The 13,343-nt window shown below is 38.9% G+C and carries 10 protein-coding genes; all 10 read left to right on the forward strand.

Features of this window, described 5'->3' with window-relative positions; genetic code table 11:
• The first annotated feature begins 16 nt into the window (after positions 1-16).
• The 10 genes from ACQKMV_RS03115 (at position 17) to truB (ending at position 13,334) form a co-directional block, all read left to right on the forward strand.
• A complete protein-coding gene (locus ACQKMV_RS03115) occupies positions 17-1,723 on the forward strand; it encodes a proline--tRNA ligase (protein ID WP_427502312.1) in 1,707 nt (568 codons plus the stop codon).
• Between the two features lie 237 nt (positions 1,724-1,960).
• The gene (locus ACQKMV_RS03120; protein WP_427502313.1) at positions 1,961-6,292 is read left to right on the forward strand and encodes a PolC-type DNA polymerase III; all 4,332 of its coding nucleotides are present in this window, start codon (positions 1,961-1,963) and stop codon (positions 6,290-6,292) included.
• A gap of 484 nt (positions 6,293-6,776) precedes the next feature.
• The gene (gene rimP / locus ACQKMV_RS03125; RefSeq protein WP_079560495.1) at positions 6,777-7,247 is read left to right on the forward strand and encodes a ribosome maturation factor RimP; all 471 of its coding nucleotides are present in this window, start codon (positions 6,777-6,779) and stop codon (positions 7,245-7,247) included.
• Positions 7,248-7,278: 31 nt separating this feature from the next.
• Complete coding sequence (gene nusA, locus ACQKMV_RS03130) at positions 7,279-8,418, forward strand: transcription termination factor NusA (RefSeq protein ID WP_427423824.1); 1,140 nt, start codon at positions 7,279-7,281, stop codon at positions 8,416-8,418.
• 186 nt (positions 8,419-8,604) lie between these two features.
• Entirely contained in the window at positions 8,605-8,883 is a 279-nt protein-coding gene (gene rnpM, locus ACQKMV_RS03135; RefSeq protein ID WP_427423825.1) for an RNase P modulator RnpM, read from the forward strand.
• Positions 8,880-9,188 (forward strand): YlxQ family RNA-binding protein, encoded by a 309-nt coding sequence (locus ACQKMV_RS03140; protein WP_053483263.1) that lies wholly within the window; start codon positions 8,880-8,882, stop codon positions 9,186-9,188. The genes rnpM and ACQKMV_RS03140 overlap by 4 nt, the downstream gene beginning before the upstream one ends.
• A gap of 14 nt (positions 9,189-9,202) precedes the next feature.
• On the forward strand, positions 9,203-11,482 hold the full coding sequence (gene infB, locus ACQKMV_RS03145) for a translation initiation factor IF-2 (protein ID WP_427502314.1): 2,280 nt from the start codon (positions 9,203-9,205) through the stop codon (positions 11,480-11,482).
• On the forward strand, positions 11,482-11,760 hold the full coding sequence (locus tag ACQKMV_RS03150) for a DUF503 domain-containing protein (RefSeq protein WP_053483261.1): 279 nt from the start codon (positions 11,482-11,484) through the stop codon (positions 11,758-11,760). Before infB ends, ACQKMV_RS03150 begins: the two co-directional genes overlap by 1 nt.
• A 101-nt stretch (positions 11,761-11,861) precedes the next feature.
• Positions 11,862-12,203: a 30S ribosome-binding factor RbfA gene (rbfA, locus tag ACQKMV_RS03155; RefSeq protein ID WP_100543905.1), complete on the forward strand. Its 342-nt coding sequence runs from the start codon at positions 11,862-11,864 to the stop codon at positions 12,201-12,203.
• Between the two features lie 219 nt (positions 12,204-12,422).
• The gene (gene truB, locus ACQKMV_RS03160; RefSeq protein ID WP_427502315.1) at positions 12,423-13,334 is read left to right on the forward strand and encodes a tRNA pseudouridine(55) synthase TruB; all 912 of its coding nucleotides are present in this window, start codon (positions 12,423-12,425) and stop codon (positions 13,332-13,334) included.
• The last annotated feature ends 9 nt before the right edge of the window (positions 13,335-13,343 follow it).

Here is a 13,343-nt window from a genome sequence, read left to right on the forward strand (position 1 = left end):
AAAGGTGGAACACTGAATGAAGCAAAGTAAAACATTTATCCCAACGCTACGTGAAATACCTGCTGATGCAGAGGTAAAATCACATAAACAATTACTACGTGCAGGGTTTATTCGTCAAAATACAAGTGGGGTATACTCGTATTTACCGCTTGCAAAACGTGTGTTAACAAAAATAGAAAATATTATTCGTGAAGAGATGGAAGCAATCAATTCAATTGAGCTTTTAATGCCTTCATTACAATCTGCGGAACTTTGGCAGGAATCAGGACGCTGGGAAAAATATGGTCCAGAATTAATGCGTTTGAAGGACCGTCATAATCGAGATTTTGCATTAGGGCCAACACATGAAGAAGTCATTACAACTTTAGTACGCGATGAAATTAAATCATATAAAAAATTACCGATAACACTTTATCAAATTCAAACTAAATTCCGTGATGAAAAACGTCCACGCTTTGGTTTACTTCGAGGCAGAGAGTTTATTATGAAAGATGCATACTCTTTCCATGCGTCACGTGAAAGCTTAGATGAAACATATGATGATATGTATCGTGCTTATTCAAATATTTTCTCTCGTCTTGGTTTAAATTATCGTGCAGTTATTGCAGATGCAGGCTCAATCGGTGGGAAAGGTACACATGAATTTATGGTTCTTTCTGAAATTGGAGAAGATACAATTGCGTACTCTGACACGTCTGAATATGCTGCGAACATTGAAATGGCAGAAGTTCTTGTAGACTATCAGCCATCAGATGAAGCATTAATTGGCTATGAAAAAGTGGCAACACCAGATCAAAAAACAATCGAAGAAGTATCAGCTTTCTTAAATGTTGAGCCTTCAAATGTTATTAAATCTTTAGTGTTTGACGTTGACGGTGAATTAGTTGTTGTTCTTGCTCGTGGAGATCATGAAATTAATGATATCAAACTGAAGAATGCGCTTGATGCTGGTTCTGTTGAACTTGCTAGTGAAGCGGCGATTCGTGACTTATTAGGCTGTGGAGTTGGTTCAATCGGACCTGTTAAATTACCAGTAGACATAAAAGTAGTAGCTGACAATGCTATTAAGTCGATTCGTAACGGTGTAGCTGGTGCGAATGAGGATGGGTTCCACTTAGTAAACGTTAACCCAGAGCGTGATTTTGCAGTGAATGAATACTTAGATATTCGTTTTATTCAAGAGGGTGATCCATCTCCAGATGGACAAGGTATTATCAAATTTGCAGAAGGTATCGAAGTTGGTCATATTTTCAAATTAGGAACAACTTACTCTGCAAAAATGAATGGTACATTCTTAGACGAGCAAGGTAAGGCACAGCCATTTATCATGGGATGCTATGGTATTGGTGTATCACGTATTTTAGCTGCTGTTGCAGAGCATTTCCAAGATGAAAATGGTTTTGTTTGGCCAACACAATTAGCTCCTTATGATATCCATGTTGTACCTGTTAATACAAAGGATGAAACACAGGTTGCATTAGCTGATGAGTTATATGGCTTATTGAAATCATACCGTTATGATGTGTTATTTGATGATCGTGCTGAGCGCGCTGGGGTTAAATTCGCGGATGCTGATTTAATTGGCTTACCTGTCCGTGTAACAGTAGGTAAAAAAGCAACTGAAGGTATTGTTGAAGTGAAATTCCGTCAAACAGGTGAAACGTTCGAATGGAAAAAAGAAGAGGTCATTGATCGCTTAAATGAATTTTTCCGTCAAAATTAATTTCCTTTAGAAATGCTTGTCCCAAAAAGGATGAAAATGGCATTAAATAGATAAAAGATTCGCGCCACTTCTCGGGGACAGCGAGCCAAGCATGAATTCATAGATGTTTAGGATTTGTGAGGCTTGACGGTCGCCCGCGGAAAGGGAGCGAATTTTTTCTTTGATTCGTAAACGTTGGTGAGGAAATAAAACAAGGGGCTTTAAGACTGCCTCTTTTTGAAAGTAGGTGTCAATAGATTGGAACAGCAACAAGAAGCAAGAACGAGATTTCAAATGCTCTTGCAACAACTAGAGTTAACAGATGATGTGTATATGTCCTTCTTTGAGGAAGGCGAATTATCACGACTAACTGTGCACAAAAAGAACAGGCTATGGAATTTTTCTATTAAATTACGAGATGTACTTCCTTTTCCACTATACCAACTTTTTCGTACTCGTTTGACTGAAAAATTTTCATCTATCGCTCAAATCCACACAACTTTTGATACGGTAGAGAAAAATGTTACGGAAGAACTTGTCCAACAATATTGGCTAACAGTAGTAGAACAAATAGATGAGATGGCGCCACCTTTAAAACATTGTCTAGCATCGCAAATGCCTATGTGGAATGGGCAAAAAATCACTTTATCTTGCATGCAAGAAATGGAATTTATGATGCTGAAAACAAAGTATGCAGAAAAGCTTTCCGAAAGCTATAGCCAATTTGGCTTCCCACAGATTGTGATAGATTTTGTGCTTCAAGATCAAACGGAAGAAATGATTGCGGCACAGGAAGCTTTCATGGAACAGAGACGTTTAGAGGAAGCAGCTTTAGCTCAGCAAGCGATACAAGATTATCAAAAACGTGAGCAAGAGAAGAAAGAAAATCCAGCTATTGCGAACCTTGGCGACCGACCATTCCAACTTGGTATGTTAATTAAAGATGATGAAACAATGGAAATTAAACGCATTGTTGAGGAAGAACGTCGTGTTATCATAGAAGGTTTTGTTTTTGATACGGAAATTAGGGAGCTGAAAAGTGGTCGCTCTTTATTACAAATTAAAATTACCGACTATACGGATTCTATAGTAGTAAAAATGTTCTCACGTGATAATGATGATGCGGAACTTATGAAGCATTTGAAAAAAGGCATGTGGGTAAAAGTCCGAGGCTCTGTACAAACTGACACATTCATTCGTGATTTAATCGTTATGGCAAATGATATCAATGAAATAAAAAAAGCAACACGTCAGGACCACGCACCAGAAGGCGAAAAACGGGTGGAGCTACATCTTCATACACCAATGAGTCAAATGGATGCTGTGACACCAGTTGGTAGACTCGTTGAGCAGGCTGCAAAGTGGGGTCATCCAGCCGTGGCTATTACCGACCATGCTGTTGTACAATCCTTCCCAGAGGCCTATGCAGCGGGGAAAAAGCATGGAATAAAAGTTATTTATGGCTTGGAAGCTAATTTAGTTGATGATGGTGTACCGATTGCTTATGCACCTGAGCACCGATTTTTAGCTGATACTACCTATGTCGTGTTTGACGTAGAGACGACAGGTCTCTCTACTGCTTACGATACTATCATTGAGCTTGCCGCGGTTAAAATTCAAGATGGAAATGTTATAGATAAATACGAAAGCTTTGCCAATCCACATCATCCCCTTTCAGCAACGACCATTGAACTGACAGGTATTACAGATGATATGGTACGTAACGCACCAGAAGTGGAGCAAGTCATTAAGGAGTTCCATGCATTTATCGGAGATGGCATAGTAGTAGCCCATAATGCATCGTTTGATATGGGCTTTTTATACACAGGCTATAAAAAGTTCGGGCTAGAGGGAACGATTCATCCAGTTATTGATACGCTGGAGCTTGCGAGAATGCTTTATCCAACGATGAAAAACCATCGTTTAAATACACTTTGTAAAAAATTCAATATTGAATTAACCCAGCATCACCGGGCTATATATGATACAGAGGCAACGGGTTATTTACTTTTACAGCTGTTAAAAGATGCAGATGAATTAGAAATTAAATACCACGACGACTTTAATAAGCATGTTGGTGGCGGAGATGCTTATAAAAAGGGACGACCAATGCACTGCACAATATTAGCGGTAGATAATGCTGGACTAAAAAATTTATTTAAATTAGTCACCCACTCCCATACAAAAACTTTCTATCGTGTACCTCGCGTAACACGAGCGGTTCTAGAGCAATATAGAGAAGGTTTATTAGTCGGATCAGGTTGTAATAATGGTGAATTATTTGAGACGATGATGAATAAATCCCCAGAGGAAGCGGAGCAAGTTGCGAGATTTTATGATTATATTGAAGTTCAACCAAAGGCAGTGTATGCACCGTTAATTGAGCGCAATGTCATACGTGATGAATGGACACTTGAAGATATTATTCGCAAGTTAGTAAAGCTAGGGAAGAAGATGGATAAACCAGTTGTAGCAACCGGCAATGTCCATTACTTAGATCCGACAGATGGGATGTTCAGACAAATTCTAATTGGCTCTCAAGGTGGCGCAAACATTTTAAATAGATCGAAGCTACCTGAAGTTCATTTTAGAACGACTGATGAAATGCTTAAAGAATTTGATTTTTTAGGACCGGATCTTGCGAAGGAAGTAGTTGTCACTAACTCTCAAAAAGTTGCAGATATGATTGGTGATGTTAAGCCAATTAAAGATGATTTATATACACCAAAAATTGAAGGCTCAGATGATGAGGTCACAAATTTAACCTATGAAATGGGACACAGTATATACGGAGAAGAGCTACCAGAAATCGTGAAGGCCCGAATTGAAAAGGAATTAAAGTCAATTTTAGGCCATGGTTTCGGAGTAATTTATTTAATTTCTGCAAAGCTTGTGAAAAAATCATTAGCTGATGGCTATTTAGTAGGTTCCCGTGGATCTGTTGGATCTTCATTAGTGGCGACCTTTATGGAGATTACTGAAGTAAATCCACTTCCACCACATTATATTTGTCCAAATTGTAAGCATTCCGAGTTTTTTGATGATGGTTCAGTAAGCTCAGGCTATGACTTACCAAATAAAGATTGTACAGAATGTGGAACACCATATAAAAAGGATGGTCAGGATATCCCATTCGAAACGTTCCTGGGCTTTAAAGGAGATAAGGTACCTGATATCGATTTGAACTTTTCTGGGGAATATCAACCACAAGCTCATAACTACACGAAGGTACTATTCGGTGAAGATTATGTATATCGTGCCGGGACAATCGGTACAGTCGCAGAAAAAACAGCGTATGGCTATGTAAAGGGCTATGCAAATGATAACAACCTACATTTCCGCGGTGCTGAGGTAGATCGATTAGTGCAAGGCTGTACAGGTGTAAAACGTACAACAGGACAGCACCCTGGGGGGATTATCGTAGTACCAGACTATATGGATATTTTCGACTTCTCACCAGTGCAATTTCCTGCGGATGCACAGGATGCAGAATGGCGTACAACGCACTTTGATTTCCATTCCATTCACGATAATATTTTAAAGCTTGATATTCTTGGGCACGATGATCCGACTGTGATTCGGATGTTACAGGATTTATCAGGAATAGATCCAAAAACTATTCCAACAGATGATCCAGTCGTTATGAAAATCTTTAGTTCCCCTGAATCTTTAGGCGTAACAGAAAAACAAATTGGCTGTAAGACTGGAACACTTGGCATTCCTGAGTTCGGTACCCGCTTTGTACGCCAAATGCTTGAAGATACAAAGCCATCAACATTCTCAGAGCTCGTACAAATTTCAGGACTTTCACACGGAACAGACGTATGGCTTGGTAACGCGCAAGAGTTAATTCAAAATGGTACATGTGTACTGAAAGAAGTAATTGGCTGTCGTGACGATATTATGGTGTATTTAATTTATCAAGGGCTAGAACCGTCACTGGCGTTTAAAATTATGGAGTCCGTGCGTAAAGGGAAAGGTTTATCTGAAGAATTCGAAGCGGATATGCTAGCGAATAATGTACCAGGCTGGTATATCGAATCATGTAAGAAGATTAAATATATGTTCCCGAAAGCCCATGCTGCAGCTTACGTGCTAATGGCAGTTCGTATTGCATGGTTTAAGGTGCATTTCCCGATTCTTTATTATGCAGCGTATTTCACAGTCCGTGCAGATGATTTTGATTTAATTGCCATGGTACAGGGTCCGCAAATGATTCGTGCAAAAATTGATGAAATCAATATGAAGGGCTTGGATGCTTCAACAAAAGAAAAAAACCTATTAACTGTAATGGAACTAGCACTTGAAATGTGTGAGCGCGGTATGAGCTTCCAGAAGGTGGACTTATATCGTTCACAGGCTAGTGAATTTATCATTGATGGGAACTCTTTAATTCCACCATTTGATGCGATTCCTGGACTTGGTACGAACGTTGCTAAACAAATTGTTGCAGCGCGTGAGGACGGAGAATTTTTATCGAAAGAAGATTTACAGCAACGAGGTCGAGTATCCAAGACATTAATAGAATACATGGATCAATTGGGTTGTTTAGAAGGAATGCCTGATGCTAATCAGTTATCGCTTTTCTAAAATATGAAGGTAAGTCTAAAGGCGTCTTAATCAATAACGAATAACTTATCTGTCTTATGTTCAAATTAAGGCTAATCCAGTTGAGGATGTCATTTGCTAAAATGGATACCATGTATATAAGTAAATTAAAGTGAAAGCTGGGCGCCCACGGGAAAGTGCCCGGCCGGAACGGAAATCAACTTCACGTTACGGTGATGAGCCTAATTTAGCACAACTTTCAATTTCTAGACACAATTATGGCCATACCAAATAGACGTCTAGAATAAGGAAATTTGCATTGTGCTGTAAACTATGCTATCCTTATGGTAATAATTTGTTGATATTTTTCCAGCAAAAGAGTGGGACCTTCCCGCTCTTTTCTGTTGTTATACCGTAGCAAAACAAATTTTTGACTAACAGCAGGTAAGACCGTTAAATTTCACCAAAGCTACTGGTGGAATTTCTGTTTTATTACGCAAGAATTAGATAGATACAGGAGGAAACAATGAGCAAAGTACCATCTTTAATTGAAGAGCTCGCTAAACCGATTGTTGAAGAGTTGAATCTTGAGCTTGTAGATGTCGAGTTCGTAAAAGAAGGACGTAACTGGTTTTTACGTGTTTATGTGGATACACCTGAAGGTGGAATTGACATTGAACAATGTGCTCAAGTTAGTGAACGACTAAGTTTGCTATTGGATGAAAATGATCCAATTACACAAAACTATTATTTAGAAGTTTCTTCACCTGGAGCAGAACGTCCATTAAAAAAAGATACTGATTTTGAAAAAGCGATTGGCAAATTTATTTATGTTAAAACCTATGAGCCCATCAAGGACATGAAGGAATTCCAAGGCTACTTAACCTCATATGATGAACATACATTAGTGATGGAAGTACGCATTAAAACGCGTAAAATTACAGTAACAATTGAACAAGAAAAAATCGCATTGGCACGACTTGCCATCGATTTTTAAGCATAATGCATATTTAGGAGTGAAAACAAAAATGAGTAGTGATTTGTTAGATGCGCTAAATGCGCTAGAAGAACAAAAAGGAATTTCAAGAGATGTGTTAATTGAAGCAATAGAAGCGGCATTAGTTACAGCTTACAAACGCAACTTCAATCAAGCACAAAATGTTCGTGTTGACTTAAATTTAGATAAGGGCTCTATTCGTGTTTTTTCACGCAAAGATGTTGTTGAAGAAGTAGAGGATGATCGTTTACAAATCTCTTTAGAAGATGCCAAGGCTATCAACCCTGCATATCAACTGGATGATGTGGTTGAGCAGGAAGTGACGCCTCGAAACTTTGGTCGTATTGCTGCACAGACAGCGAAACAAGTTGTTACACAACGTGTACGTGAAGCAGAACGCGGTATAATTTACGAGCAATATGTGGACCGTGAAGATGATATCGTAACGGGTGTAGTTGAGCGTCTAGATGCTCGTAATATTTATGTAGGTCTAGGAAAAGTAGAGGCTGCATTACCACAAAACGAACAAATTCAAGGTGAAACGTATCGTCCACATGATCGCATCAAGGTCTATATTACAAAGGTTGAACGAACAACACGCGGACCACAAGTTATTGTTTCACGTACACATCCGGGTTTATTACGCCGCTTATTTGAAATGGAAGTACCTGAAATCTATGAAGGTATTGTAGAAATTAAGTCAATTGCTCGTGAAGCAGGAGATCGTTCTAAAATCTCTGTTCATGCACATAACGAAGAGGTAGATCCAGTAGGTTCATGTGTAGGGGCAAAAGGTGCTCGTGTGCAAACAATTGTAAATGAATTAAACGGCGAAAAAATCGATATCGTTGAATGGTCAGAAGATCCAGTTGTATTTGTAGCAAATGCTCTTAGCCCATCAAAAGTTTTAGATGTTCAAGTAAATGAAGAAGAAAAATCAACTACGGTTGTTGTCCCAGACTATCAATTATCACTGGCAATTGGTAAACGTGGACAAAATGCACGTTTAGCTGCCAAGCTAACTGGCTGGAAAATTGATATTAAGAGTGAAACAGATGCTCGTGAGTTAGGTATTTATCCATCTGCTACAAGCACTTTCATACCTGCTGAGGATGAAGAAAGTGATTTTGATGATGTGGCAGTTGACTTATATCAAGACGACGAAGAATAAGTAAGAAAGCCCGTGTGACTAGTTAGCTGCCATTATTCAGTGGGCGTTGGGCTGCGCCAACTGAATAATGGCAGAGGCCTACAATGGAAAATTCTGTGGGTTTAATGTAAATCCGAGTTTATGGCCAATGTAGCGCATGGCTAGTCCACCTCTTACGACAAGCTTCAGAGAGGAAAGGTGATTCTTATGGCTATTAATAAAAAGGTACCTCTTCGAAAATGTGTAGCTACTGGAGAAATGCTACCAAAGAAAGAAATGATTCGTGTAGTTCGTTCGAAAGAGGGCGAGGTAAGTGTTGATATCTCCGGGAAAAAGCCCGGACGTGGTGCCTATGTCTCTAAATCGGAGAAGGCGATTGAAATCGCCCGTAAGAAAAATGTTTTAGGGCACCAACTTGATGTGAAAATCCCTGAAGAAATCTACGAGGAACTTATTTTGTTGATTCGTAGGGAGTCTATTATATGATCAATCAAGCAGTGCATAATTTGCTTGGAATAGCGGCAAGAGCCCGTAAAGTGATTTCAGGAGAAGAGTTAGTAGTAAAGGAAGTCCGCAATGGTAATGCTAAGCTAGTACTGCTTGCAAACGATGCTTCTAAAAACTCTAGCAAAAAAATTCAAGATAAATGCACGTATTACAACGTTGAGTATCATGTAATTGGTGATCGTTATGATCTAGGACATGCTACAGGTAAGGAGGCCCGAGTGGCTTTAGCTATTACCGATAAAGGTTTTGCAAGCAAATTGTCTAGTCTACTCAACGAAAAATAATCGGGGGTGAGCAGATGACCAAAATCAGAGTTCATGAATATGCGAAACAAGTGAATAAAACGAGTAAAGAGGTTATTGAAGCACTAAATAAATTAAATATGAGTGTAACAAACCATATGTCTATGTTAGAAAAAGACATTGTGGCAAAGTTAAACCAAACATTTAAAGCAGTGAAGAAACCTACTCAAAACGTATCGCAAAAACCACAATCTAATGGCCAACAAAAACCACAGCAATCGGTGAAACAGCAAGAAGGGCAAAAGCAACAATCTGCTACTTCTAAGCCTAAAACAAATAATCAGCAACAAACGCATCAAAACTCAAATTCGTCTAACGAAAAATCTAAGAATACAAAAGGTAGTCAAAATCGAAATATGACAAATAACAATAATAATAATAATAATAATAATAATAATAATAATCGTAGAGGTGGCGGCGGTTACAACCAACGTCCAAAACCAGGAATTCATGGCGGGAAACGTCGCCATCCAAAAACACATCAACCAAGTCTACCAGTGAAACAAAAGGAATTACCAGAAAAAATTACTTTTGTTGAATCACTTTCTGTAGCGGAATTAGCAAAAAAATTACACCGTGAGCCATCAGAAATTATTAAAAAATTATTTATGCTTGGTGTAATGGCAACAATTAACCAAGAATTAGATAAGGATGCAATTGAACTAATTTGCGCAGACTATGGTGTAGAAGTTGAAGAAGAAATTCGTGTAGATATTACGGATTTAGAAACACACTTCGAACAAACAGAAGAAGTTAACGAGGCGGACTTATCAGAACGTCCACCTGTAGTGACAATTATGGGGCACGTTGACCATGGTAAAACTACATTATTAGATTCTATTCGCAATACAAAAGTTACGGCTGGAGAGGCTGGAGGTATTACTCAGCATATCGGTGCTTATCAAGTAACTGAAGGCGACAAAAAAATTACGTTCCTAGATACTCCAGGACACGCTGCGTTTACAACTATGCGTGCGCGTGGTGCGAAAGTAACGGATTTAACGATTTTAGTAGTAGCTGCTGATGATGGTGTTATGCCACAAACAGTAGAAGCGATTAACCACGCGAAAGCAGCAGAAGTACCAATTATCGTTGCAGTCAATAAAATGGATAAACCTTCAGCTAATCCAGACCGTGTGATGCAAGAATTAACAGAGCATGGCCTAGTTCCTGAAGCTTGGGGCGGCGAAACTATTTTCGTACCAATTTCTGCGTTAAAAGGTGAAGGCATTGACACATTATTAGAAATGATTCTACTTGTTGCTGAAGTTGGAGAATTGAAAGCAAACCCTGACCGTTTAGCACTAGGTACAGTAATTGAAGCACAGCTAGATAAAGGTCGAGGCTCTGTAGCAACTCTTTTAGTACAAGATGGAACATTAAAAGTTGGGGACCCAATTGTTGTTGGTCATACTTACGGACGTGTACGTGCTATGGTGAACGATAAAGGGCGTCGCGTGAAAGAAGCTGGACCATCAACGCCAGTAGAAATCACAGGTTTAAATGAAGTACCACAAGCTGGTGACCGTTTCGTTGTCTTTGAAGATGAAAAAACAGCACGCCAAGTTGGAGAAACTCGTGCAATGTCAGCGATTCAAGCACAACGTTCAGAAAAACAACGCGTAACTCTTGATAACTTATTCGAACAAATGAGTCAAGGCGAAATGAAAGAGCTAAACTTAATTGTTAAAGCTGACGTTCAAGGTACTGTAGAAGCTATGGCTGCATCATTAATGAAAATTGATGTTGAAGGCGTAAACGTGAAAATTATTCACACTGGCGCTGGGGCGATTACAGAATCAGATATTTCTCTTGCTGCGGCTTCAAATGCAATTGTTATTGGTTTCAATGTTCGTCCAGATGTCAATGCAAAACGTGCAGCAGAAGAAGAGGGCGTAGATATTCGTCTACACCGCATTATCTATAAAGTAATCGAGGAAATTGAACAAGCAATGAAAGGTATGCTTGATCCAGAATTCGTCGAGAAAATTATTGGTCAAGCAGAAGTTCGACAAACAATTAAAGTATCAAAAGTTGGTACTATTGCTGGTTCATACGTAACAGAAGGTAAAGTAACTCGTGATTCTGGCGTACGTATAATCCGCGAAAACGTAGTAATTTTTGAAGGTGAATTAGATACACTAAAACGTTTCAAAGATGAAGTAAAAGAAGTTGCAAAAGGTTACGAATGTGGTATTACAATTACAAACTTCAACGATATTAAAGAAGGCGACATTATTGAAGCCTATATTATGGAAGAAGTTAAACGTGCATAATGATTGTTTATGCAGAGGTTGAATTCATGATTCAAACTGCCCATTCGTTGAAGGAAAAACGTGCTGTCTTACAGCGTATGCTTACCCGCACGAAGCAAAAATTTAATGTATCCATTGCGGAAATTGACCATCAAAATGTATGGCAACGCACAAAATTAGCGCTTGTTGCTGTTTCTTCTTCAAAAGAAGCAGCCGAGCGTGAAATTAATCACGCGCTCCACTACTTACAGTCAAATCCGGCTTGGGAACAGCTAAATGTGTGGAGAGACTATCTATAAGTAACATTAGATCGTTGTGTTTGTTTTTAGTCATATCTTGCATATAGATATATGTGAAGTAGGACACAACGATCTGTACATCGAAATTGAGGTGACAAACTATGTCTCTACGCTCAAACCGTGTCGCTGAGCAAATGAAAAAAGAGCTTGGTGATATTATTGGACGTAAAATAAAAGATCCGCGTGTTGGTTTCGTTACTGTTACTGGTGTTGAGGTAACAGGTGATTTACAGCAAGCGACAATTTATATTACAACTCTAGGCAATGAACGTGAAAAAGAGGAAACACTAAAAGCTTTATTAAAGGCTTCTGGTTTCATTCGCTCAGAAATCGGTTCACGAATCCGTTTACGTCGTACACCAGAACTAATCTTTGAATTCGATTCATCGATTGAATATGGGAACCGTATTGATTCATTGCTACGTGGTTTACACGAAGAATAAGCTTAACTTAAAAAAGTCTGCCATATGCATGTTCATGCAGGCAGACTTTTTACATTCATAGGAAATGCAACAGAAGATTATGTAAATCTATCAAAATGTCTTTTATAACGTAAGTGCAACGGTCATGCAAGCCTAAGCACAAAGCCGATTCCGGACGCAATTATGCCGAGGCAAAATTGATTATGATGCTAAAAATGAATTGATTTTAGGAGGAAATTTATGAACGGTATTTTACCGCTTTGGAAGGAACGTGGCATGACAAGTCATGATTGCGTCTTTAAATTACGAAAAATTTTACGTACCAAAAAAGTTGGGCATACAGGGACACTTGATCCAGGTGTTGAGGGGGTTCTTCCCATTTGTATTGGTCAAGCAACACGCATCGCAGAATATTTAACTGATGCAGGAAAAACCTATGAAGCTGTTATTTCGATTGGCCGTACAACGACAACTGAGGACGCAGAAGGAGAAACGGTTGAGCAAGATAGTACAAATAAAAAGTTCACACGTACTCAATTGCAAGAAGTTTTAGCCTCGCTAACAGGTGTTATTCAGCAAACGCCACCGATGTTTTCAGCTGTCAAAGTAAATGGTAAACGTCTCTATGAATATGCTCGAAAAGGCGAATTTGTCGAAAGACCTACACGTCAGGTTACTATTTATGCATTAGAGCTACTAGATGATATAGAAATATATGAAGGACAAGAAATTACATTCCCTGTACGTATAGCATGTAGTAAAGGGACGTATATTCGAACACTAGCTGTGCAAATCGGAGCGGCACTTGGCTATCCTGCGCATATGAAAGAGCTCGTACGCACAGCTTCAGGTACATTTACACAAGAAAATTGCTTTACGTTGGCACAAGTTGCTGAGCTGATGGAAGCTGAACAAATTGATACATGTATTTTACCAGTTGAGTATGCACTAACAGATTATCCATATATTGAGATAAATTCTGCTAATGAAAAAGAAATTTTCAATGGACAAGTGCTTCCCGCGGATGCATTATTAAAGATACATGATAAAATTGTTTTTGGAATCAGTGGGAAAGCAATTGCGGTCTATCATGCCCATCCTACAAAGGAAGGGTTTATGAAGCCACATAAGATGTTTCCGACGATAGAGTAGGAGGATTTT

The organism is Lysinibacillus sp. NPDC094403, from assembly GCF_050278745.1.
In the GTDB taxonomy this organism is placed as follows: domain Bacteria; phylum Bacillota; class Bacilli; order Bacillales_A; family Planococcaceae; genus Lysinibacillus.